General features: G+C 63.6%; 23 protein-coding genes and 1 pseudogene. 8 read left to right on the top strand and 16 right to left on the bottom strand.

The window, feature by feature from the left end:
• Positions 1-252, top strand: a 252-nt coding sequence (locus ACWGS9_RS14235) for a hypothetical protein (protein ID WP_454505851.1), incomplete at its 5' end; no start/stop codon positions are given.
• Positions 253-350: 98 nt separating this feature from the next.
• Complete coding sequence (locus ACWGS9_RS14230; RefSeq protein ID WP_454505850.1) at positions 351-2,159, top strand: NAD(P)-binding domain-containing protein; 1,809 nt, start codon at positions 351-353, stop codon at positions 2,157-2,159.
• A gap of 311 nt (positions 2,160-2,470) precedes the next feature.
• Here the strand turns inward: ACWGS9_RS14230 and tmpB are convergent, their stop codons facing one another.
• On the bottom strand, positions 2,471-3,061 hold the full coding sequence (gene tmpB / locus ACWGS9_RS14225) for a (R)-1-hydroxy-2-trimethylaminoethylphosphonate oxygenase (RefSeq protein WP_454505849.1): 591 nt from the start codon (positions 3,059-3,061) through the stop codon (positions 2,471-2,473).
• The gene (gene tmpA / locus ACWGS9_RS14220; protein WP_454505848.1) at positions 3,058-4,209 is read right to left on the bottom strand and encodes a 2-trimethylaminoethylphosphonate dioxygenase; all 1,152 of its coding nucleotides are present in this window, start codon (positions 4,207-4,209) and stop codon (positions 3,058-3,060) included. The genes tmpB and tmpA overlap by 4 nt, the downstream gene beginning before the upstream one ends.
• A gap of 134 nt (positions 4,210-4,343) precedes the next feature.
• Between tmpA and ACWGS9_RS14215 the strand changes: the two genes are divergently transcribed.
• On the top strand, positions 4,344-5,204 hold the full coding sequence (locus ACWGS9_RS14215; protein WP_454505847.1) for a LysR family transcriptional regulator: 861 nt from the start codon (positions 4,344-4,346) through the stop codon (positions 5,202-5,204).
• Here the strand turns inward: ACWGS9_RS14215 and ACWGS9_RS14210 are convergent.
• A pseudogene (locus tag ACWGS9_RS14210) lies at positions 5,196-5,676 on the bottom strand (GNAT family N-acetyltransferase). The gene ACWGS9_RS14215 and the pseudogene ACWGS9_RS14210 overlap by 9 nt on opposite strands.
• Between ACWGS9_RS14210 and ACWGS9_RS14205 the strand changes: the two are divergent.
• On the top strand, positions 5,621-5,746 hold the full coding sequence (locus tag ACWGS9_RS14205) for a hypothetical protein (RefSeq protein WP_454505960.1): 126 nt from the start codon (positions 5,621-5,623) through the stop codon (positions 5,744-5,746). The pseudogene ACWGS9_RS14210 and the gene ACWGS9_RS14205 sit on opposite strands and share 56 nt — an antisense overlap.
• A gap of 19 nt (positions 5,747-5,765) precedes the next feature.
• On the opposite strand, the gene ACWGS9_RS14200 is transcribed toward ACWGS9_RS14205, so the two are convergent.
• On the bottom strand, positions 5,766-6,068 hold the full coding sequence (locus ACWGS9_RS14200; protein ID WP_454505846.1) for a hypothetical protein: 303 nt from the start codon (positions 6,066-6,068) through the stop codon (positions 5,766-5,768).
• 5 nt (positions 6,069-6,073) lie between these two features.
• Positions 6,074-6,640, bottom strand: a complete 567-nt coding sequence (locus tag ACWGS9_RS14195) for a helix-turn-helix domain-containing protein (protein ID WP_454505845.1) — start codon at positions 6,638-6,640, stop codon at positions 6,074-6,076.
• Between the two features lie 152 nt (positions 6,641-6,792).
• Here ACWGS9_RS14195 and ACWGS9_RS14190 point away from each other — a divergent pair, with 152 nt between their 5' ends.
• On the top strand, positions 6,793-8,625 hold the full coding sequence (locus ACWGS9_RS14190) for an ATP-binding protein (protein ID WP_454505844.1): 1,833 nt from the start codon (positions 6,793-6,795) through the stop codon (positions 8,623-8,625).
• Positions 8,626-8,854: 229 nt separating this feature from the next.
• Here ACWGS9_RS14190 and ACWGS9_RS14185 read toward each other — a convergent pair whose 3' ends face one another.
• On the bottom strand, positions 8,855-9,646 hold the full coding sequence (locus tag ACWGS9_RS14185; RefSeq protein ID WP_454505843.1) for a GGDEF domain-containing protein: 792 nt from the start codon (positions 9,644-9,646) through the stop codon (positions 8,855-8,857).
• Between the two features lie 125 nt (positions 9,647-9,771).
• Positions 9,772-10,716, bottom strand: coding sequence for a tRNA (adenosine(37)-N6)-dimethylallyltransferase MiaA (miaA, locus tag ACWGS9_RS14180; RefSeq protein WP_454505953.1), 945 nt, complete (start codon positions 10,714-10,716; stop codon positions 9,772-9,774).
• Here miaA and serB point away from each other — a divergent pair.
• Positions 10,706-11,593: a phosphoserine phosphatase SerB gene (serB, locus tag ACWGS9_RS14175; protein WP_454505842.1), complete on the top strand. Its 888-nt coding sequence runs from the start codon at positions 10,706-10,708 to the stop codon at positions 11,591-11,593. The genes miaA and serB overlap by 11 nt on opposite strands.
• Positions 11,590-12,162 (top strand): GNAT family N-acetyltransferase, encoded by a 573-nt coding sequence (locus ACWGS9_RS14170; protein ID WP_454505841.1) that lies wholly within the window; start codon positions 11,590-11,592, stop codon positions 12,160-12,162. Before serB ends, ACWGS9_RS14170 begins: the two co-directional genes overlap by 4 nt.
• 45 nt (positions 12,163-12,207) lie before the next feature.
• On the opposite strand, the gene ACWGS9_RS14165 is transcribed toward ACWGS9_RS14170, so the two are convergent.
• The 6 genes from ACWGS9_RS14165 to ACWGS9_RS14140 all read right to left on the bottom strand — a co-directional run bounded on the left by ACWGS9_RS14165 (position 12,208) and on the right by ACWGS9_RS14140 (position 18,055).
• Positions 12,208-13,731, bottom strand: a complete 1,524-nt coding sequence (locus tag ACWGS9_RS14165) for a DegQ family serine endoprotease (RefSeq protein ID WP_454505840.1) — start codon at positions 13,729-13,731, stop codon at positions 12,208-12,210.
• 263 nt (positions 13,732-13,994) lie between these two features.
• Positions 13,995-14,180, bottom strand: coding sequence for a DUF2065 domain-containing protein (locus ACWGS9_RS14160; RefSeq protein ID WP_454505839.1), 186 nt, complete (start codon positions 14,178-14,180; stop codon positions 13,995-13,997).
• Between the two features lie 6 nt (positions 14,181-14,186).
• Positions 14,187-15,158, bottom strand: coding sequence for a protease modulator HflC (gene hflC, locus ACWGS9_RS14155; RefSeq protein WP_454505838.1), 972 nt, complete (start codon positions 15,156-15,158; stop codon positions 14,187-14,189).
• A complete protein-coding gene (gene hflK, locus ACWGS9_RS14150; RefSeq protein WP_454505837.1) occupies positions 15,158-16,270 on the bottom strand; it encodes an FtsH protease activity modulator HflK in 1,113 nt (370 codons plus the stop codon). The genes hflC and hflK overlap by 1 nt, the downstream gene beginning before the upstream one ends.
• A gap of 247 nt (positions 16,271-16,517) precedes the next feature.
• A complete protein-coding gene (locus ACWGS9_RS14145) occupies positions 16,518-17,036 on the bottom strand; it encodes a dihydrofolate reductase (RefSeq protein WP_454505836.1) in 519 nt (172 codons plus the stop codon).
• Entirely contained in the window at positions 17,036-18,055 is a 1,020-nt protein-coding gene (locus tag ACWGS9_RS14140) for a DUF4424 domain-containing protein (protein WP_454505835.1), read from the bottom strand. Before ACWGS9_RS14140 ends, ACWGS9_RS14145 begins: the two co-directional genes overlap by 1 nt.
• 141 nt (positions 18,056-18,196) lie before the next feature.
• Here ACWGS9_RS14140 and cobF point away from each other — a divergent pair, with 141 nt between their 5' ends.
• The gene (gene cobF, locus ACWGS9_RS14135; RefSeq protein WP_454505834.1) at positions 18,197-18,961 is read left to right on the top strand and encodes a precorrin-6A synthase (deacetylating); all 765 of its coding nucleotides are present in this window, start codon (positions 18,197-18,199) and stop codon (positions 18,959-18,961) included.
• A gap of 153 nt (positions 18,962-19,114) precedes the next feature.
• Here cobF and ACWGS9_RS14130 read toward each other — a convergent pair whose 3' ends face one another.
• The 3 genes from ACWGS9_RS14130 to modB all read right to left on the bottom strand — a co-directional run bounded on the left by ACWGS9_RS14130 (position 19,115) and on the right by modB (position 21,358).
• Positions 19,115-19,456 carry a winged helix-turn-helix domain-containing protein gene (locus tag ACWGS9_RS14130; RefSeq protein ID WP_040982165.1) on the bottom strand — a complete coding sequence of 114 codons (342 nt, stop codon included), beginning with the start codon at positions 19,454-19,456 and terminating at the stop codon, positions 19,115-19,117.
• Positions 19,457-19,544: 88 nt separating this feature from the next.
• Entirely contained in the window at positions 19,545-20,657 is a 1,113-nt protein-coding gene (gene modC, locus ACWGS9_RS14125; RefSeq protein WP_454505833.1) for a molybdenum ABC transporter ATP-binding protein, read from the bottom strand.
• The gene (gene modB, locus ACWGS9_RS14120; protein WP_454505832.1) at positions 20,654-21,358 is read right to left on the bottom strand and encodes a molybdate ABC transporter permease subunit; all 705 of its coding nucleotides are present in this window, start codon (positions 21,356-21,358) and stop codon (positions 20,654-20,656) included. Before modB ends, modC begins: the two co-directional genes overlap by 4 nt.
• Between the last annotated feature and the right edge of the window lie 9 nt (positions 21,359-21,367).

Below are 21,367 nucleotides of genomic sequence, written 5' to 3'. Positions count from 1 at the left end.
GATTGCTGGTCGTTTAGTTGGATTTCAGGCAATAAAAAAGGCCCCCGAGGGAGCCTGTGTGATGCGCATGGGGGGGGGTCGCCCGGCGGTTACACCGCCTTGCCCACGCGCAAGCCTACGAGAATGAGTGCCGTTTTCATGGGCGCGGACACTAAGGGCGTGAAAGGCAACCTGTCAACGGCAAAAATGACGCCTTTCCGTCACTTGCCCGCTCAAGCCATTGAAAACGCGCCAAACTATTGGGGGGCGTGACGCGACGGAGGTTTTGCCGAAATACTTTGCGTATGCCGGCGGTCCGATCGAGCCACGGCGCTTACCCAAGAAGCGATACCAAGCCCGGAGGAGAACAAATGCTCGAGAGAACACCCACCACCAAGGCGCAAGCGCTGCTCGACAAGTTCGGCAAGGCGCTGGAAGCCGGCGACATCGACAGCGCCGTCAACTGCTTCCAGGCCGACTGCTACTGGCGCGACCTCGTCACCTTCACCTGGAATTTGAAGACGATGGAAGGCCGCGACCAGGTTCGCGACATGCTGCAGGCGACGCTGGCCAACACCAAGCCGACCGGCTGGGCGGTAGCCAAAGGCGAGGAAGCAAGCGAGGACGGCGGCATCATCACCGCCTGGATCACCTTCGAGACGAATGTGGCGCGCGGCTTTGGCCTTGTGCGGTTCAAGGGCGACCTGATCTGGACCCTGCTCACCACGATGGCGGAGCTGAAAGACCATGAGGAGAAGGCAGGCTTCACCCGCCCCCTCGGCGCCAAGCACGGCCACGGCAAGGGCCGCAAGACGTGGCGCGAGGAGCGCGATGACGAAATCGCCGAGCTCGGCCATTCCCGGCAGCCCTATGTCGTCATCATCGGCGGCGGCCAGGGCGGAATTGCTCTTGGAGCTAGGCTGAAGCAGCTCGGCGTGCCTGCCATCATCGTGGAGAAGAACCAGCGTCCAGGCGATTCCTGGCGCAGGCGCTACAAGTCGCTCTGTCTGCACGACCCGGTCTGGTACGATCACCTGCCCTATATCGACTTTCCGAAGAATTGGCCGGTCTTCGCGCCGAAGGACAAGATCGGCGACTGGCTGGAGATGTACACCAAGGTGATGGAGCTGAACTACTGGGCCTCGACCACCGCGAAATCCGCCAAGTATGACGAGAAGGCCAAGGAATGGACAATCGTCGTCGAGCGCGACGGCAAGGAGATCGTGCTCAAGCCGAAGCAGCTGGTGCTGGCGACCGGCATGTCGGGCAAGGCGAACTGGCCGAAATACAGGGGCCAGGACATATTCAAGGGCGAGCAGCAGCACTCCTCGACCCATCCCGGCCCGGACAAGTACCGCGGCAAGAAGGTGGTGGTCATCGGCTCCAACAACTCGGCGCACGACATCTGCGCAGCACTATGGGAAGGCGGCGCGGACGTGACCATGGTGCAGCGCTCGTCCACCCACATCGTCAAATCCGACACGCTGATGGATATCGGCCTCGGCGCCCTGTATTCGGAGCAGGCGGTCGAGAACGGCATGACGACGCGCAAGGCGGACATGATCTTCGCTTCGCTCCCTTACCGCATCCTGCACGAGTTCCAGATTCCGCTTTACGAGCAGATGAAGGAACGCGACGCGAGATTCTACGAGGACCTGGAAAAGGCCGGCTTCATGCTCGACTGGGGCGATGACGATTCAGGCCTTTTCATGAAGTATCTGCGCCGCGGCTCCGGCTATTACATCGACGTCGGCGCCTGCGACCTCGTCATCGACGGTTCGATCAAGCTGAAAAGCGGACCCGGCGCGGCAGTGCAGGAGCTCACGGAGACCGGCGTAAAATTCGTCGACGGCACCGAATTGCCGGCCGACCTGGTGATCTATGCCACCGGCTACGGCTCGATGAACGGATGGGCCGCGGACCTTATCTCGCAGGAGGTGGCCGACAAGGTCGGCAAGGTCTGGGGTCTGGGTTCCAACACCACAAAAGATCCCGGCCCATGGGAAGGCGAGCAACGCAACATGTGGAAGCCGACGCAGCAGGAAGCGCTCTGGTTCCACGGCGGCAACCTCCACCAGTCGCGGCACTATTCGCAGTATCTGTCGCTGCAGCTCAAAGCCAGGCAGGTCGGCGTGCCGACGCCTGTCTATGGGCTGCAGGAGGTGCATCACAAGGGATAGATCGCTCCCGAACCTATACCAGCAAAGGCGTGGCTCTCGCCGCGCCCCGGCTTAACGGCCGACGAGGCTTTTCCTTCAGCCGGACGCAACGCGCTGGGTGCTCTCAGCCGGCTGGGATTCACTGCATTCATCCGGCCGATATGCTACCAGCGCGCTTTCGCCGTCGAAGCGGAAACACATCGGCTTCTCCTCCCGTGCTTTGCCGCCGGCCAGCTAGAGCAATTCCAGGAAAAGTGTGAGCGGTTTTCCGTACGGAATTGCGTCAAAACAAAGAGATAGAGTTCGCCGTTTCCGTGAAACGGTGAAACGCTCTAAGCGGCCTTTTCGGCGGCGAACCGTTCCACCACCCGCTCCAGCAACGGCACGTAATCGCGAAAGGCGCGCGTCTTCATGCCGGCGATCTTGCCGCCCTCGTCCCAGATGCGCACGCGTACCGCTTCCTCGTGAAACGGATTGCTGCGGAACCCCTCTACTTCCTCGGCACTCATCGGCCCGCCTTGCAGCGACAGCGTATGGACCGAGGCCGGCGACAGCTTGCTGAAATAGGTCGGATCGGTGGCGCACAGGTAACGCTTGGCCGAGACATGCAGCCTGACGCATTCGACGATGACCGGCGGAAAGAACGGCGCAAGCACCTCGCCGCCCGCCTCGTCATGGTGCTTGTCCTCGACGTCGTCCGGCGAATAGGTGCCGAACTCGCTGGTATAGTGGCCGATGTCGTGCAGCAGCGCCGCTGCCACCAGTTCCTCCGGCGCGCCGTCCTGCTCGGCCAGCCACGCGCCCTGCAGCATATGTTCCGACATTGTGACCGGTTCGCCGAGATAGGATTCCGCCCCGCGGCGCTCGAAAATATCGGCGATGAATTCGACGATGTTGCCGGTGTTCAATTTGTTCGGGTTCATTCGGCCGCCTCTTTGAAATCGTGTTCGATCGCCGCCAGCGTCGACAGCAGGCCGTCCTTGTCGGCGTAGCAGCCTTGCAGCCAGCGCTTGCCGCTGCCGGAAAACGCCTTGCGCGCATGCATGACGCGGGTGTTGTCGACGATGAAGGACTGCCCCGCTTCGAGTTTGAACGTCACCTCGAAGGTCGGATCCTCGATCAATTCTGCGAACCGGCGATAGGCCGCGTAGTATTTGTCCATGTCGGCGAACGGCACGTCGACGGCCGGCGCCAGCGAACGGTTGTTGAAGCGGATGCAGATGAGCTCGCCGTCGGGTCCGAGCTCGATCATCGGCCGCTTGGACTGCAGCCGCACGCCCGGTGAGCCGGCATATTCGAAGCGTGCCGGATAGGAACAGAGCAGCTGGAATCCCGCGGGGTTTTCCGCCCGAAGTGCTCCCGCCACCGCAAATCCGTCGACGATGCTGGATTCGCCGCCTTCGACCGTGTTCTCGATGCAGGCCAGGATCTGCAGCGTCGGCACCGGGTCGCGATAAGGATTGTCGGTGTGCGCCTGCAGGCCGAGATTGGTGTAGGCGAGATTGTTCGGGTTGACCTCGGCGCGCACCTCGAACCAGCGCCCGTAATTGGTCTCCCGGATATAGCCGAAAAGATCGGCCACCTTGCACAGCGCGCCGGATTCGGCAGGCAAGCCGTCCATGACGGCAAAGCCATGGCTGCGTACCGCGGCCAACCATTGCCGCAGCACATCGCTGTCGCGACTGGCGTCGGCATAGGCCGCGCGCGGCACGGAATTCTGCATCGTGGCTTTCGTCCAGCGCTGTATGTCGCCTCCGGTCCAGCCGGGCTCGCGAGCCCCCTGGCGATCGTAAGCATGGCTGCGAAGCCAGCCTGCGGGAAAGCCGACGGTCTTGCCTTCGGGAGCGAACGTGACTTCGAGCACCTCGCCCTTGATCGAGGCCGCGCCGATCCAGGTCTCGGCCGGAATGTCGAGGATGGTGATCAGCCTCTGGCCGTTGCCGGCGCTGCGTGTCTTGTCATCCAACGCATTGTCGCGCAGCCACATGGCGTGGAAACGGCTGCGCTCTCCATCCTTCCAGCCAAGCTCGATCGTTCGTCCCTCATCGCTTGGCGTTGCTCTCGTCAGCATGTCCCGGAAGCTCCCATCTCTACCCGCCACTGCGAGCACGGATTGCATCCTGACTTCGTCAAAGGCATAATTCAAATTATCGTTTTGCAGGTAATGGCACTAAATTTATGATGGCTGGAAGGACGTTCGATCCGATGCCTCCACTCGACTGGCTGCGCAGTTTCGAGGCAGCCGCCCGCCTGTCGAATTTTACCGCCGCTGCCACCGAACTCGGCCTGACGCAGGCCGCCGTCAGCCAGCACATCCGCTTCCTGGAAGAGCGGCTTAGGACGCGATTGTTCGCGCGCCTGGCACGGGGCGTGGCACTGTCGCCGGAGGGCGCGGCCTACCTTCCGCACATTCAGTCGGCATTCGCGACCATCGGCAACAGCACGAGCGAGTTGTTCGAGCCGCGCGCGGTGCAGACCGTCAGCATCCGCGTCCCCATCTCCTTCGCCCTGCTGGTGCTGGTCCCGGCTCTTCCCGACCTGGCAAAGGCGCTGCCGCGAGTGAGGCTCGATCTGGTGACAATCCATCGGCCGACCGATTACGACCAGCCGGGCTCAACACTCGACATACGCTTCGGCAAAGGATCGTTTCCCGGGCGCGAGGCCGACCGGCTGACCGTCGAGCGGCTTCTCCCGGTCGCTGCTCCGACACTCGCCCGTGATGGCGACTGGACATCGTTGCCGCTGCTCTTGGTGGCCGGCGCGCGCGAGATGTGGGCGGAATGGTTTGCGGCCTCCGGGCGTGCCGGCCATTCCCGGCGCTCACATCGCTTCGACAGTTTCGTCGCCGCCATGGAAGCGGCGAAGGCCGGCGCCGGAGCGCTGCTGGGCTCTCGGCCGCTGGTCGATACCGCGCTCAAGGATAATGTTCTCGTCAGGCTTTCGGATTTCGAGCTTTCGAGCCCATCGGGTCATTTCCTGACAAGGCCGTCATCGTCGCGGCTATCCGGTGCCGAGCAGGATTTTCGCCGCTGGCTTCTGTCGCGCATTGCCGGAACCTCAGGATAGGGCCGCTGCTCCTATCCGCTTCCAGTAGATAAGGGTGCCGGTCAGCCCGCCATGCGGCTTCAGCGCATAGTCCGGTATCTCGCCGGTCAAGGTGAAACCAAGTTTCTCATAGAGCCCGGCCGCGCCCTCTTCGCTCGCCGTGTCCAGTACCAGCAGCGTACGGTCTTTCTCGATAGCCAGTTCTTCGGCGGCTCGCATCAGGCGGGTCGCGACGCCCTTGCCGCGATGGTCCCGGCCGGTCATCAGCTTGGCGATCTCGGCGCGGTGCGGTTGATTGGACGGGAAGTCGAAGAGCAGCGTGACGGTGCCGGCAAGGGCCTCGCCCTGCCATGCGCCCAGCACCGCCCTTTCGCCGCGCGGCCGCGGCAAGCGACTTGCGCCAGAAGTCCCGAGCTGCTTCCGGCGACAATGGATGCATGAAGCTCACCGATCCGCCGGCGGCGACGGTCTCGATCAAAAGGTCGGCCAGCATTGCGGTGGTTGCCACGTCGCCGGTCAACGCCCGGATTTCAAGGGAGTTCATGCTGGTGCTCTCCAGGTGACGAGGCGTCGGGGGCAAGGTCATTCGCTGATCCGCCCGCGTCGTCGCGACCGTCTAATTTCAGCGATACGCTCGGCGTCGTCCTCGCTGAGATAGCGGCCGCGCTCCAGTATCTCGAGCGTATATTCCGCATAGGTCAGCCCGAGCCGCTCGGCCCTTGCCAGCCGCATCAGCATGACGGCATGGCTCGGCGCCTTCCAGGCCTTGTCGTAGGCGGCTCGCCAGGCGAGGAAAATATATGCATCCCCCTTGCCCCAGGGCGGGCCGTCATAGTCGTCGAGCGTCGGCCCGCCATTATGCGAGCGTTTTGGTCGGCGAGACATCGGGATCAGTCCCTGACCAGCGCAACGAGATACTCCGCCGCATCCGGTCCGGGAGCATGAAAGACGCAGTCCGAGGGGGCGCCCAGTGCAAGGCAGTCGCCGGGCTCAAGCCTGTGCACTACATCGCCCTCGGTGAAATCCAGCCTTCCGTCGATCAGCCATATCTGCTGCTTGATGAAGGCGTAGGATGCGGCCGGAAGACTTACCTTGGCGCCTGCCGGCAGGCTGACCCTGATCAGCTCGAGCGGCATTTGCGATGCCGGCGACAGATGCCGCCTGATGTAACCGGTTGCCGGATCCTGCCAGACCGGCTGCTCGTCCTTGCGCGAAACGCCGCCCCCTTGCATCTCGGCCCGCGCGATCAGCGTCGACAGCGTCATGCCGAAGGCCGCCGCGATGCGCACCAGGAGCGCCGCGGTCGGACTGGTCGTACCGCGTTCGATGGCGCTCAGCATCGCCTTCGACACGTCCGAGCGCTCGGCAAGCCCGGCCAGCGACCAGCCCCTCACCGTTCTTTCGGAGTGTACCCGTCTACCGATCGTCGCCGTGATGTCATTCGATATATCGTCCATTTGTCCAATATATCGGAATTGCGCAGCCTGAGAAGAGGCTATTCGATCGAATTGTCGCGGCTGGCTTAACACCGCCTACACCATTCGACCTCACCTGACTTTAACCCCGGTTGGGTAGGGTCGACGCTCCAGGGAATGGGACCAGGTCAGCCATGTTTGTCGAACGCGAAGCCTCCGTTGGCGAACCGATTTCGCAGGAGCGCCGCAATGCCCTGCAGAGCGACAAGCGCATTCTCGGCAATGTCGTGCAATGCGACGGCGCGCGCGCCACAATCAGCGCCTATGCCGAGGATGCCGACGGAACGGTCACCGGCCAGTGGACGGTCGGCAAGATGATCTCCATCAATCTCGGCACCACGCGCACGGTCGGCCTTGTCTATGAGATCGGCAAATCGGATCGCGCCTGGAGCAACGAGGGCCAGAACCCGATCGAGGTCAGCATCGAATTGATCGGTGAAGTGCGCGACGGCGTCGAACCCGGCGCCAAGCCGGTCTTCGACCGCGGCATCACCGCCTATCCGCATATCGGCGCTGTCGCCCATCGCATCCGAACGCGCGACCTGCAGGCGGTCTACGATCTCGCCGGGCGCCATTCGGTCACCATCGGCACGCTGTCGCAGGATGAGTCGATCGATGCCAACATCGCCATCGACGACACGCTGGCGCGCCATTTCGCCATCGTCGGCACAACCGGCGTCGGCAAATCCACGGCGGTCTCGCTGCTCTTGCGCAAGTCCATCGAGGCGCGGCCGGATCTGCGGGTGCTTATCCTCGATCCGCACAACGAGTTCGCCGCCTCGCTGCCGGAATATTGCGTCAAGGTCGATTCCAAGACGCTCGACCTGCCGTTCTGGATGTTCAGGCTGGAGGAATTCGCCGAAGTGCTGTTTCGCGGCCGCGAGACCGTGCCTGAGGAAGTGGATGTCCTGCGCGACCTGATCCCGGCCGCCAAGAACCTCTACCGCAACCCGAGTTCCGGAACCTATGTCAGGCGCGGCAGCGACGCGCTGACGGCGGACACGCCGGTGCCTTACCGCATCGCCGATCTCATCAAGCAGATCGACGAGCGCATGGGCATGCTCGAAAGCAAGAACGATCGACCGACGCTGAAGTCGCTGAAGACGCGTATCGAATCGGCGGCCGCCGACCCGCGTTACCGCTTCATGTTCAATTCGCGCCTGATCGAGGACACGATCCACGAAACGATCGGCAATATTTTCCGGGTCCCCAGCCATGGCCGCCCGGTAACCTGCTTCGAGATGGCGGGCATGCCTTCGGAAGTCGTCAATTCGGTCTGCTCGGTGCTGGCGCGCCTGGCCTTCGACCTGGCCTTGTGGAGCGAGGGCCGCCTGAGGCTGCTCCTGCTTTGCGAGGAAGCGCACCGTTACATGCCGGCCGATCCGCGCCTCGGCTTCGCGCCGACAAGGCACGCGCTGTCGCGTATCGCCAAGGAAGGCCGCAAATATGGCTGCTATCTGGGCGTCGTCACCCAGCGCCCCGGCGAGCTCGACCCGACCATCCTGTCGCAGTGCTCGACGTTTTTCGCCATGCGGCTTGCCAACGAGCAGGATCAGGCAATCATCCGTTCGGCGATCGCCGATTCCTCGGCTTCGACGCTGGCGTTCCTGTCCTCGATGGGGCAGCGGGAAGCCATCGCCTTCGGCGAAGGCGTGGCGACGACCATGCGGCTGAAATTCGAGAAGCTGTCGCAGGAGTTCATCCCCGGTACCGCGAAAGGCGAGCAGATCGAGCCCTCCGTGGACGGCAACGACGTCGATCTCGCCATCATTGTCGAGCGGCTTCGCAACGTGCCGAAGCCGCAGCAGGCCATGGCCTTCGCCGAGGCGGTGGACTCCTCCCGCCAGGCCGGCGACCCGGACTATAAGAAGCCTGCTAGCGCCTCGCGCGTGCAGCCGGACGACGACTTCGACACACGCTACGGCCTGAAGCCCTCAACCTTCGGCATGCGCCAGCTGAACGACTGAACCTGCAGCGTCGCAAGGTAGGTAAATTCCGACAGGGAATTCGTCAGGCCGAGTCGGATGGTGCCGTTTGCGAGAACCGGCCTACGCCGGCCGTAGCCTTCATGGACGGAGACACTTGTGAGGGCTTCGGCCGGCGAAGGCCAGAGCGGAGCGGACATCAAGTCCGTGAGCACCGGAAGCACAGCAAACGGCGGCATACGGCCGGCCTCACGAATTCATCTTCGGAATTTTAGGCGCAGACGCGGTTGCGGCCTTGCTTCTTCGCCTCATAGAGCTGTCGGTCGGCGCGGCGGTAGAAATCCTCCGCGCTCTCCTTGTGGTCCCAGACGGCAAGGCCGACGCTGGTGGTGACCTTCAGCCGCACATTGCCCGACAGGATCGACATGCTGGCGATCGCCTTGCGGATGCGCTCGGCGAATCTGGCAAGCAGTTCGACATCCATGTTGGGCGTGACGACGGCAAACTCCTCGCCACCCAGCCGCGCCACCACATCGTGATAGCGCGTCATGCCTCTCAGGCAGGTGGCGACGGCCCTCAGCACTTCGTCGCCGACATCGTGACCATGCGTGTCGTTGACCTGTTTGAAATGATCGAGGTCGAGGATCATCAGCCCGACCGGCCTGTCGATGCGGCGAAACTCCTGGAGATATTCACGCAGCGCATCGTCGAAATAGCGGCGGTTCTGCATGCCGGTCAGGCCGTCGGTGAGCGCTGCCTGCTCGAAAGTTTGCGAACGGGCGCTGAGCGAAACCGTCATGGCCCTGAGCTTGCCCTCTTCCCGCACCTGGCCGCGGATCAGCGGGTAGATGAAGAAGGTCCCGAAGAACAGCGCGGTTGCCAGCAGCGCACCGGTGACGAACAGCAATTTGTTGAGATAGACGATTTTGTCGACGCGCGACGCGGCATCGAGGTCGGAGGCGATGTCCTGCAATTGGCCATAGGCATGGAAGGTCACCAGGCCGGCGGCCAGGATCACGAAAATAAAGACGAAAAATGCGGATTCCGCCTTATGGAAACGCATCAACTCCCCGCGGCTCTGTAACCGCTGAGGTTATGGCATGGCGGGCCTTACGGACCGTTAACCCGGACAACCTTGGCGAGAATTAGAGCTAAGGATATTAAGGTGCTGATTGAAAAAGCTTTTAGTCAGTCCAGGACCGCCGGTTCGTCGCCCGGCCGCAGCCTGCGCCACTCCGCGCCCAGCTGGTGCCTGAACCAGGTCGACTGACGCTTGGCGTACTGCCGGGTCGCGATCTTGGCGCGTTCGATCGCTTGAGGAAAACCCGATTGTCCGGCCATCGCCGCCTGCAGCTCGCGCACGCCGATCGCTTTCATCGCCGGCAGGTCCGGGTCGAGCCCAAGCGCCGTAAGCTGACGCACTTCCTCAAGCGCGCCCTTGTCGAGCATCTGGTCGAAACGCGCCTCTATGCGCCGGATCAGTTGCTCACGGTCCGGCTCGAGGACCAGGAAGCGTGCGCTGTCCCGATCGATCAGCGGGCGGCCGCGCGCCGCCTGCCATTCCAGGATCGAGCGTCCCGAAGCGTCAAGCACTTCGAGTGCCCGCACGATACGCTGGCCGTCGGTCGGCCTGAGCTGCGTGGCCACCGCCGAATCTTCATGCATCAGCAGGCGATGCAGCCTTTCGGCCCCTTGTTCCTTGAGCTCGTAGCGCCAGCGCTCGCGGACGGACGCCGGAATGCCCGGCATATCCGAGATGCCTTCGGCCAGCGCGCGGAAATAGAGCCCGGTGCCGCCGACGAAAACGACTGGTCGGCCCGACAGGACGCCGTCTTCTATCAGCCTCGTCACATCGCGCAGCCAGGCGCCGGTGGAATAGGCCGTGGAGGGATGCACATGGCCGTATAGGAAATGAGGAACGCGTGCCATTTCGGAGGCGGTCGGCCGCGCCGTCAAGACATCGAGCACCGAATAGCCCTGCATGGAATCGGTGTTGACGATGACGCCGCCGCCACGTTCGGCAAGATCGAGCGCCAGCGCCGACTTGCCGCTGGCTGTCGGCCCAGCTATCAGGATCGCGTTCTTGACGCGGCCTTCGCCCGCCTGCCTGCCGGAATTCTCGATGCCGCTGATCGCCACGCTAGTGTCCCGCCCAGAAGCCCGCGCCGTGCCGGCCTCGCTTGCGAATATGGCAATGCGGATTGCCGGCGCAAGCGCCGTTCATTGGCTGGCTGAAGACGTTGCCTGCGATCTCGTTTTGCCGCAGACGCCCGGTATCGGCGAAATGACCGCCAATTTGCGCGCCGCACTTGCTTCCGAACCGGTCGACGTCATCGTCCAACCCGCCGAAGGCAGGAGGAAGAAGATCCTGCTTGCCGATATGGATTCGACGATGATCGACCAGGAATGCATCGACGAGCTCGCCGATGAAATCGGCGTCAAGGACCATGTGGCGGCGATCACCGCGCGCTCGATGAATGGCGAGATCGCCTTCGAGCCCGCCTTGCGCGAGCGCGTCGCCTTGCTGAAAGGTCTCGACACCGCCGTGGTCGACCGCATCATCGCCAGCCGGCTGACGCTCGCCGCCGGCGGCCGCGCCTTGGTGCGGACGATGCGCGCCAACGACGCCTGGACGGCACTGGTCTCGGGCGGCTTCGACGTCTTCACCAGCCGCATCGCCGATATGCTGGGCTTCCAGGAAAACCGGGCCAACCACCTGGTCGAGAAAGACGGCAAGTTCACCGGCACGGTGGCGGAGCCCATCCTCGGCCGCGCCGCCAAGGCCGAAGCGCTCCTCGACATTGCGGCGAGGCTCGGACTGACGACCGAGGATGCCATCGCCGTCGGCGACGGCGCCAACGATCTCGACATGATCCGCCTTGCCGGCACCGGGGTCGCCCTGCACGCCAAGCCGACGGTGGCGGAGCAGGCGCGGATCCGCATCGATCACGGCGACCTGACCGCGTTACTCTTTCTCCAGGGTTACCGCCGGGATGAGTTCGTCGAATGACGCCGATCCGCACCGAGCGCCTGATCCTGCGCAATTGGGAGGAGCGCGACTGCACGCTGTTCCACCGCATCAACTCCGACGAGCAGGTGATGGAATTCTTCCCGTTCCGCCGCGATCGTACGGCGGCGGATGCCAAGATGGACGAGGTGCGCGCCTGGATCGAGGACGATGGCTACGGCTTCGCCGCGGCCGAGATCGCTGCCACGGGCGAATGCATCGGCTTCGTTGGATTGTCCGGAACGGAGGACATAGACGTACTGGTGCCCGGCACGATCGAGATCGGCTGGCGGCTGGCGCCCGAATTCTGGGGCAAAGGCTATGTCACGGAAGCGGCCGAAGCCTGGCTCGACTACGGCTTCGAAGTGCTTGGCGTGGACGAAATCGTGTCGTTCGCGGTCGCCGAAAATCATCGCTCCACCGCCGTTATGAAGCGGCTCGGCATGCAAGTCGATCCCAGCGCCGAGTTCGATCACCCAGCCGTTCCGGACAGCCATCAGCATCTCAAGCGCCATGTCTTGTACCGGCTGTTGCGCGAGGATTGGCAGGCACGAAAAAGGGCGGTCGGCTAGCCGCCTTTTTCATTGAACCTCAGCCGATTGGACCGTTTTCCGGAATCAATCCATCCGGATCGTCACGAAGCGCAGTTCGCCGGTCTTCGAGGCCAGCATCAAGAGCGCATTCTTGCGGCCCTGCTCCTTCAGCGCGCCGATCCGGTCCATCACATCCTTCGGCGTGCCGACCGATTCCTGCGCGATCTCGGTGATCACCTCGCCGGGCTGGATGCCGCGTTCGGCCGCGGCCGAATCCTTGGCGACATCGGTGATGACCACGCCCGACACGTCGGCGGCGATGCCGAACTTCTGCCGCGTCTGGTCGTTCAGCTCGCCGACCGTCATGCCGAGCACCGAGGCCGTCGACACCGGAGGGGTCGCCTTGTCGCCTTTGCCCTGGTCGGTGTTGCCGTTCTTGCCGCTGGCCAGCTTCTCGCCGTCCTCGAGGCGGCCGAGCGTCACCTTGACGGTCTGCTCGACGCCCTTGCGCACGATGACGACGTCGACCGCCTTGCCGACCGGGCTTTCGGCGACGACGCGCGGCAGGTCGCGCATTTCATGGATGTCCTTGCCGTCGAACTTGATGATGACGTCGCCGGCCTGCACGGAACCGTTGTCCACCGGCCCGCCCTTGATGACGCCGGCCACCAGCGCGCCCTTGGCGGTTGCCATGCCGAGGCTTTCGGCGATGTCGTCCGTCACCGGCTGGATGCGAACGCCAAGCCAGCCGCGCCGAGTCTCGCCATATTGGCGGAGCTGGTCGACCACACCGGCGGCAAGCTGCGAGGGGATGGAGAAACCGATACCGATCGAGCCGCCCGACGGCGAGATGATCGCCGTGTTGATGCCGATGACTTCACCGTTGGCGTTGAACAGCGGGCCGCCGGAATTGCCGCGGTTGATGGCGGCGTCAGTCTGGATGAAGTCGTCATAGGGGCCGGAATTGATATCGCGGTTGCGCGCCGAGACGATGCCGACCGTCACCGTGCCGCCGAGCCCGAACGGGTTGCCGATCGCCATCACCCAGTCGCCGACGCGCATCTTGGTGGAATCGCCGAACTTCACCGCCGTCAGCTTGTGGCCCTTGGGATCGACCTTCAGCACGGCGACATCGGTCTTGGTGTCGGTGCCGACAAGCTTCGCCTTCAGCGTGATACCGTCGGAGAAATTGACCTCGATATCGTCGGCATCGGCAATGACGTGGTTGTTGGTCACCACGATGCCCTGGTCGGCGTCTACAACGAAGCCGGAGCCGAGCGACTGCACTTTCTGACCGCCGCCACCGCCCTTGTCGCCACCGCGGTTCTTGAAGAAATCGTCGAAAAAGTCCTGGAACGGCGAGCCCTCGGGCAGTTGCGGCATCGGCACCGCGCCCGGCCCCTCCGTGCCTTTCACCGTCTGCGAGGTCGAGATGTTGACCACCGCGCCAAGCAGGCGCTCGGCAAGATCGGCCACCGAGGGCGGCCCGTCGGAGGAGGCGATCGTCGGCGTGACGAAGGACGGAACGGCAACAATGCCGACCACGAATGCGGTGGCGCCGGCGAAGACCATGCGTCGCGCCGCGCGCAACAGGGTGTCGGATATCATCGTGGCCTCCCGGCGTTTTCAAGAAAATGTAAGGCGCGCTTCCGCAAAGACGCCCGTCCGCTTCATGTTGGAAAAAAATACGGCACGTTTGCGGCTATGGCTATCGGGGAAGGATAAATCGTCAATTGCCGCGGCACTAGGGCATCATGCCGAAAAGTGTGAAGCGGTTTTCGGACGACATCATGCCCCATTTCCTTGATTTAGAGACGAATTCAGATTTCAGGTCGAACAGACCTGAAATCATCCGGCTCTGAAGAATTTCTTCAGCCGCGAACCGACCAGACAATGGCGACGCCGACGGCGATCGCGACCAGTCCTCCGATGCGAAGCGCATTCTCCGGCATCGACAGCACTTCGGTTGCGAGTTTCCGGGCCAGCCCCGGAAACCCACCATAGACCAGGCCCTCGATCACCAGGACCAGGCCGATAGCCGCCAGAAAATCCTGCACCGCCCGTTACTTGGCGGTGCTGGGTTGCGTGGCCGGAGCCGCCGGCGCGGTGGAAGCGGCCGGAGCCGGTAGCGGTGTCGCCGGCAGTCCCGGCTTGGGCTTGCTGTCCGGATCGCGGAAGTAGCGGAAGAACTCGGACTGGGGCGACAGCACCATCGTCGTGCCGCTGTTGTCGAGCGCCGTGCCATAGGCATTCATCGAGCGATAGAAATCGAAGAAGGCCGGATCGCGCTTGTAGGCGTCGGCGAAGGTCGCGGCGCGCTGCGCCTCGCCCTCGCCACGCAGGATTTCCGAATCCTTCTGCGCCTCGGCGACGGTCACAACCACATCACGGTCGGCCCGCGCCCTGATGGTTTGCGCCGCCACGTTGCCTTGCGCCCTCAGACGCTCGGCTTCCGCCAGGCGTTCGGCCTTCATTCGGTCATAGGTCTGCTGTGAGACCTCCGCCGTCAAATCCGTCCGGCGGATGCGCACATCCTCGACGTCGAGACCGAGCGAGGTCGCGTCCGGACGCAGTTGATCGCGCACCTCGCGCATCATGTTGCCGCGCTGTTCCGAAAGTGCGGCCTCGAAATCGCGCAGACCGTAGACGCGGCGCAGCGCCGCATCGAGTCGGGTCCTGAGCCGCGCTTCGGCAAGCTCCACCTGCCCCGACACGGCCGCGCGGAAGGTGCGCGGATCCGAGATGCGGTAAGCGATGAAGGCGTCGACCTCGTAGAATTTGCCGCCGGAAACCTGGACGCGGATGTTATCGAGATCCAGGCGCATCACCTTCTTTTCGATCATTTGCACGCTGTCGGCATCGAAGAAGGCGAATGGTGCCTTGAAATAGATGCCAGGATCGTTCTTGACGTCGATGATCTCGCCGAACCTCAAAACAATCGCCTGCTGGCCGGCATTGACCACGAACACCGCCGAATAGAGCAGGAACAGAAGAACGGCCGCGATAACCGCGAAGATGGGAAGACGGTTGACCATTACTGGTTACCTCCGGTCGTGGCGCCCAGCGGGGCCGGCACCGGCGGCGCCTTCGGCTGCAATGCCGGCAGCGGCAGATAAGGCAGCACGCCCTGGCCATTGCCCTGTTCGACGACGACCTTGTTCGAGTCCTTCAGGATCTTCTCCATGGTTTCGAGATAGAGACGCTTGCGCGTTACGTCGGGCGCCTTGGCATATTCATCGTAGACGGAGATGAAGCGCTTCGCCTCGCCTTCCGCCTCCTGCACGACGCGGTTCTTGTAGGCGGTCGCGTCTTCGCGAATCTGCGCCGCCTCGCCGCGTGCCTGACCGAGCTTCTGGTTGGAATACTGCTGGGCCTGCGCGACGAATTTGTCCTGGTCCTGCTCGGCGCGTTGCACTTCGTCGAAGGCATCGGCTACCTCGCGCGGCGGCGACGCGTCCTCGATCGAAACCGCGTTGACCTGCAGGCCGGTCTTGTAGCCGTCGAGTGTGCCCTGGATGATCTCGCGCACGGAGGTTGCGATGCCTTGGCGATCGTCGCGGAAGATGTCAAAGGCCGGGCGCCGGCCAACGACTTCGCGCATCGCGCTTTCGGCGACCTGCGCCAGCATGCCGTCGGGATCGGAGACGTCGAACAGGTAGGCCTTTGGGTCGGAGACCTGATAGGCGACCGAGAACTGCACGTTGACGATGTTCTGGTCGCCGGAAAGCATCAGTCCGGAGCCGCTGGCCGAGCCACCGCCGATGCTGACAAGCTGCTCGGAGATCTTGACCGTCTCGACCGTTTCGACCGGCCACCAATGGAAATGCAGGCCTGGCTCCGAAAGCTGGGCCTTAGGCTTGCCGAAGCGCAGTTCGACCGCGACCTCGTCCGGCTGGACGGTATAGATCGCCTTGAAGGCCCACAGCACGACGAGTGCCAGCGCGATCAGTCCGAGCACCGCCGGACTGGCCCCGCCACCTCCCGGAAGCGCGCGACGCAGCCTGTCCTGGCCACGACGGATGATATCCTCAAGATCGGGAGGCGAACCCTGCGGGCCGCTCGGCCCTTTCGGTCCCTGCCCCCAGGGCCCCTGATTGCCGCCGCCGCCCCATGGGCCGCCGCCACCGCTTTTGTCGTTCCAGGGCATGAATGTCCTTTCGCTTCGGTTCCCTCAGGCCTTACGGCGCAATCCTAGCGCATGACCCCGAAAACCCATATCGGTTTTCGGAAAGGAAACATGCGCCAAAATCAAAGTTTTACAGCGACCTCTTGCGCGTCCGGTTGGACGCGCGCCGCTGTAGCATCGTTCTTCTATAGGGACGCCTTGACCCGCTTTCAACGCGGTCCGCCGCCAGCACCATCCGATTTGGGCTTGCAGCGACCCTTTGTCGTCGTCAATGACCGTCGCGCCGGCGCTCGTACACCGTATAGCGCGTGGCATGGCTATCCTTCTCGCCGGCGGGAAAATCCTCGGCGCTGACGACTTGCCAGGTGCTTGGGTCGATCGGCGGGAAATGTGCGTCGCCATCGACGCTGGCCAGCACATGCGTCACATGCAGCCGGTCGGCAAGCGGCAAAGCCTGCGCATAGATCTCGCCGCCGCCGACAACGCAGATCTCCCCGGCGCCCGCCATGCAGCGGCCGCGCACCTTGGCCAGCGCGATCGCGTCATGCAGCGAGTGGACCACCTCGATGCCTTCGGCGCGCCAGGCCTTGTCGCGCGTAACCACGATGTTGAGCCGGCCGGGCAGCGGCCGGCCTATGCCTTCATAGGTCTTGCGGCCCATGATGATCGGCTTGCCCATCGTGTCGGCCTTGAAGCGCTTGAGATCGGCGGAAAGCCGCCACGGCAGGCCGCCTTCGCGTCCGATCACGCCGTTTTCGGCGATGGCGACATAGATCGCGATGTCCATCAGCCGCCGTTCCCCCCCTTGTCCGAAGGCTCGAGCAGCAGGATGTCGATGTCGTGGTCGGGATAGAAGTCCTTCGCCGTCATCTCGAACGTCGTCGGGCCGACCTTGCGGACATTGTCGCCGCAGAAGGATACCAGATTGTCGGCGCTGCCCTTGTCGATGGTCAGCTTGAAGTCGCCTATCGTCCCGGTCGCCCAGTTGCCGCCGGTGGTCAGGATATAGGCGATGCGGTTCTCGTAATATTTCGGATAACCGTCCGGATTTGCCTTGGCCGCCTTGCGCACCGCGTTGTCGAATGTCTGATCCATGCAATAGCGGGTCTTGTAGGTGTCGTATTGCGGGCTCTGGAACTGGCCGTCGGAGAAGAAGCTGACCGAGGACGTGCCGCCGACGCTCGGCTTGTAGCGGTGCGAAACGTGGACCTCCTTGCTGGCAGGGAAGGTCGAGCGCCACCAATAGGTCGAGCGCAGCTGCCAGAACGGCGTGTAGGAAGGCGTGGCGCCCTGGCCGTTGTCCGCTTCCGGGTCCTCGATGATGATGCCGCGGTTCTCCCAATCCTCGGCAACCGCCTTCGGCAATTTCGCCAGGGCCGCCTTGGCGGCATCGCCGAACGGGTTGAACGGCACATTCTGCGCTTTCAGGTCGGCACTGATGTCGATACCCAGCGCGAAAACCTTCTGTTCGAGCTGCGGTTTGGCCGCGACGCCGTCGATGGTCACCTCGAAGCCGAGGAAATTGTCGCTCTGGTTCTCGGGGATCGCCGGCATTTCTTCGGAATCGCCCGAAATGTCGGGCATCGGGAAGGCGACGATCGCATCGACATCCTTGTCGGTGTTGTTGCGAAACACATAGTCGACGGTTACCTTTTCCGGCGAGATGAAAAGGTCCTCGCTTTGCATGGCGACGGCGTCGCTGCGTGACAGGATCAGGCCGCCGGTGCCGAGTTCGGCGACGGAATCATTGGCGAAGGCCGGAGCGGCCATGACTGCCAGCGCTGCGGTCAGTACGGTGCGTAACATGGACTCCCCTCTCTGCGGCGATACCGGGATCGGCCGGATGCGTCCTTCCATCTATCCGTTTCAAGACGGCGTTTCAAAGCCCATCGTCACCGGGTAGCAGGACTTCTGGACACCGCGCCGCCGATCGGGCAGGAGATCGCCATGCGCAAGCTTCTCGTCATCGGCATCGGTGCCGGCAATCCCGACCACATGACGGTCCAGGCCATCAACGGCCTGAATCGCGCCGACGTGCTGTTCATTCCCGACAAGGGAGCGAAGAAGAACGATCTCGCTGATTTACGCCGGCAGATCTGCGACCGCTTCGTGACCAATCCGAAATCGCGCCGGGTCGAGTTCGACGTGCCGGTTCGCGACGAGCCGACATCGTCCTACCGCGTGACCGTCGACGACTGGCACCAAGCGATCGCCGAAATCTATGAGACCCTGATCCGCGACGAGCTTGCCGAAAACGGCTGCGGCGCCTTCCTGATCTGGGGCGACCCCTCACTCTACGACAGCGCGCTGCGCATCCTCGAACGCGTTCGCCTGAGAGCCAATGTCGGTTTCGAGCTCGAAGTCATCCCCGGCATCACCGCGATCCAGGCGCTCGCCGCGAGCCATGCGACCGCGCTCAACCGCATCGGCGATTCGATCCTGGTCACCACCGGCCGGCGGCTGACGGAAGAAGGTCTGCCGGCCAATGCCGGGTCGGCGGTGGTCATGCTCGACGGCAAATGCGCCTTCAACACGCTGGCCGACAAGGATGTCTTCATCCAGTGGGGCGCCTATCTCGGCACGCCGGACGAAATCATCATCTCCGGCCGGCTGGGCGATGTCGGCGCAGAGATCGAGAAAGTCCGCGAAGAAGCCCGGCGAAAGAAGGGCTGGATCATGGACACCTATCTGCTGAGGAAATCAGGGGAGTAGGGAGTAGAGAGTAGGGCAATAGGGAGACGCGAATCGCGTGTGCAAGCACTCTAGGACATCACATCCTACTGCCCTACTGCCCTACTGCCCTACTGCCCTACTGCCCTACTGCCCTACTGCCCTACTGCCCTACTGCCCTACTGCCCTACTGCCTCATCCCGCATCGATCTCCGCCTGCAAGGCCTGCATATGGACGGCGGCGGCCGATGACGCGGCTCTCTCTATGGCCCGAAACCGGCTGACGACCGCCAAACCCACCGATGTCAGTTGCGCGCCGCCGCCTTTCCGGCCGCCGGTCTGCGCCGCGACCAGCGGCTTGCCGAACACGCGGTTCATGTCTTCGACCAGGTCCCAGGCATGCTTGTAGGACATCTCCATGCCGCGCGCCGCAGCCGAGATCGACCCGAAGGCGGCTATCTGCTCCAGAAGTTCGATCTTGCCCGGGCCGATCCGCCCGTCGGGGTCGAGATTTATCCGCAGGCTGAGCGACGGCATTTCATCTCCTCGGATTTCACGGCACGACAATAGTCCCTACGGGAAGACAGCGCTATTCCAAATATACATAGCGACATGATTGAACTCGTCAAACGTCGGCTTCGGCCGGCAGGCCGCCGCCGGTGTTTGCGCGATCGAAACTCACGGTCTTGACGACCGCAAAGACCTGGCTTCCCAGCTTGAGACCAAGCGTCTGCCGCGATTGTTCGGTGATCCGCGCGACCACAACCGCGCCGTGGCAGTCGATGCCGACCTCGACCTCGGGCCCCTCGCCCGGCTTCATGCTGACGATTGTTCCCGGCAGGATATTGAGCGCACTGAGGCCGACGGGTTTCTCTATGGCGACCATCACGTCACGGGCGCGGATGCGGATGCGAACCGGAGCGCCGGCCGCCCTCGCCAGTTTCGGCACGCGGATTTCGCCGGCCTGCGAGACAAGCACCGTCATGCCGAAGGCCTCGTCGTGGCGCAGGACTTTGGCATCGAGCACTGCCCCGCCCTCGCCGCGCTCTTCCGCCGGCAGCAGGTCCAGGCGCCGCATGATCGCCTCGGTCGGGCCTGAGGCCATAACCTTTCCCTGCGAAAGCACCACGACATCGCGTGCCAGCCGCGCCACCTCGGCGATGGAATGGCTGACATAGACGATCGGGATTTTCGTCTCGTCGCGCAGCCGTTCGACATAGGGCAGGATCTCGGCCTTGCGCGCCTCGTCGAGCGAGGCGAGCGGCTCGTCCATCAAAAGCAGTTTCGGGCTGGCAAGCAACGCACGGCCGATGGCGACGCGCTGCTTTTCGCCGCCCGACAGTTTCGCCGGCCGCCGGTCGAGCAGATGACCGATACCGAGCAGCTCGACCACCGCATCCAACTTGGCGTAGCGCTCGGAAGACGGGGTGAACCAGCGGCCGTAGCGCAGATTGCCGGCGACGCTCATATGCGGAAACAGCCGTGCATCCTGGAACACCATGCCGATCCGCCGCTTGTGCATCGGCACGAAGGCGCGCGCGGCAGCGTCGACCAGCACGCGCCCGTCGACAGCGATGCGGCCCTTGTCCGGGCGGATCAGGCCCGCGATCAGGTTGATCAGCGTCGACTTGCCGGAGCCCGACGGCCCGAACAGCGCCGTCAGCCGGCCGGCGCTCTCGAAACGCGCTTCCAAGGCGAATTCCCCAAGCCGATGGTGGATGTCGACAGAGAGCATCATTCGATGTCCATCCGCCGGCCGACGCGCCGCGCCAGCACTTCCGACGCGACCAGCGCGACCATCGAGATGGCGATCGAGATCAGCGTCAGCCTGAGCGCGCCTTCATCGCCGCCAGGCACCTGCGTGAAAGTGTAGATCGCCGTGGGCAGCGTCTGCGTTTCGTTGGGGATGTTGGAGACGAAGGTGATGGTGGCGCCGAACTCGCCCATCGCCTTGGCGAAGGAAAGGATCGCGCCGGCAATAACGCCGGGCAGGATCAGCGGCAGCGTGATGGTGGTAAACACCCAGAGCGGATTGGCGCCGAGCGTGCCGGCCGCCGCCTCGATTCTGCGGTCGACAGCCTCGATCGAGAGCCGGATTGCCCGCACCATCAGCGGAAAGCCCATCACCCCGCAGGCCAATGCCGCACCCGTCCAGCGGAACGAAAAGACGATGCCGAAATGCTCGGCGAGGAAGGCTCCGGCCGGCCCACGCCGGCCGAAGGTGAGCAAGAGCAGATAGCCCGTCACCACCGGCGGCAGGATCAGCGGCAGATGCACCAGCCCGTTGAGCAGGGTCTTGCCCCAAAAGCGCCCCCGCGCGAGCAGAAGCGCGAGCAAGATGCCGGGCGGCAGGCTGGCGATCATCGCCGCCGCCGCCACCTTGATGGACAGCCGGACCGCATTCCATTCGTCGGGAGTGAGGTCCAGCAGCCAGTTCATATGCGGTGC

The organism is Mesorhizobium sp. Arg314 (assembly GCF_053714275.1).
This window is presented reverse-complemented; position numbering and strand designations above follow the sequence as displayed.

Coding starts and splice junctions, on each gene's coding strand:
- ACWGS9_RS14230 (WP_454505850.1), top strand. CDS start 351: ATGCTCGAGAGAACACCCACCACCAAGGCGCAAGCGCTGCTCGACAAG.
- tmpB (WP_454505849.1), bottom strand. CDS start 3,061: ATGAACCCGAACAAATTGAACACCGGCAACATCGTCGAATTCATCGCC.
- tmpA (WP_454505848.1), bottom strand. CDS start 4,209: ATGCTGACGAGAGCAACGCCAAGCGATGAGGGACGAACGATCGAGCTT.
- ACWGS9_RS14215 (WP_454505847.1), top strand. CDS start 4,344: ATGCCTCCACTCGACTGGCTGCGCAGTTTCGAGGCAGCCGCCCGCCTG.
- ACWGS9_RS14205 (WP_454505960.1), top strand. CDS start 5,621: ATGAAGCTCACCGATCCGCCGGCGGCGACGGTCTCGATCAAAAGGTCG.
- ACWGS9_RS14200 (WP_454505846.1), bottom strand. CDS start 6,068: ATGTCTCGCCGACCAAAACGCTCGCATAATGGCGGGCCGACGCTCGAC.
- ACWGS9_RS14195 (WP_454505845.1), bottom strand. CDS start 6,640: ATGGACGATATATCGAATGACATCACGGCGACGATCGGTAGACGGGTA.
- ACWGS9_RS14190 (WP_454505844.1), top strand. CDS start 6,793: ATGTTTGTCGAACGCGAAGCCTCCGTTGGCGAACCGATTTCGCAGGAG.
- ACWGS9_RS14185 (WP_454505843.1), bottom strand. CDS start 9,646: ATGCGTTTCCATAAGGCGGAATCCGCATTTTTCGTCTTTATTTTCGTG.
- serB (WP_454505842.1), top strand. CDS start 10,706: ATGCCGCTGATCGCCACGCTAGTGTCCCGCCCAGAAGCCCGCGCCGTG.
- ACWGS9_RS14170 (WP_454505841.1), top strand. CDS start 11,590: ATGACGCCGATCCGCACCGAGCGCCTGATCCTGCGCAATTGGGAGGAG.
- ACWGS9_RS14165 (WP_454505840.1), bottom strand. CDS start 13,731: ATGATATCCGACACCCTGTTGCGCGCGGCGCGACGCATGGTCTTCGCC.
- hflC (WP_454505838.1), bottom strand. CDS start 15,158: ATGGTCAACCGTCTTCCCATCTTCGCGGTTATCGCGGCCGTTCTTCTG.
- hflK (WP_454505837.1), bottom strand. CDS start 16,270: ATGCCCTGGAACGACAAAAGCGGTGGCGGCGGCCCATGGGGCGGCGGC.
- ACWGS9_RS14145 (WP_454505836.1), bottom strand. CDS start 17,036: ATGGACATCGCGATCTATGTCGCCATCGCCGAAAACGGCGTGATCGGA.
- ACWGS9_RS14140 (WP_454505835.1), bottom strand. CDS start 18,055: ATGTTACGCACCGTACTGACCGCAGCGCTGGCAGTCATGGCCGCTCCG.
- cobF (WP_454505834.1), top strand. CDS start 18,197: ATGCGCAAGCTTCTCGTCATCGGCATCGGTGCCGGCAATCCCGACCAC.
- ACWGS9_RS14130 (WP_040982165.1), bottom strand. CDS start 19,456: ATGCCGTCGCTCAGCCTGCGGATAAATCTCGACCCCGACGGGCGGATC.
- modC (WP_454505833.1), bottom strand. CDS start 20,657: ATGATGCTCTCTGTCGACATCCACCATCGGCTTGGGGAATTCGCCTTG.
- modB (WP_454505832.1), bottom strand. CDS start 21,358: ATGAACTGGCTGCTGGACCTCACTCCCGACGAATGGAATGCGGTCCGG.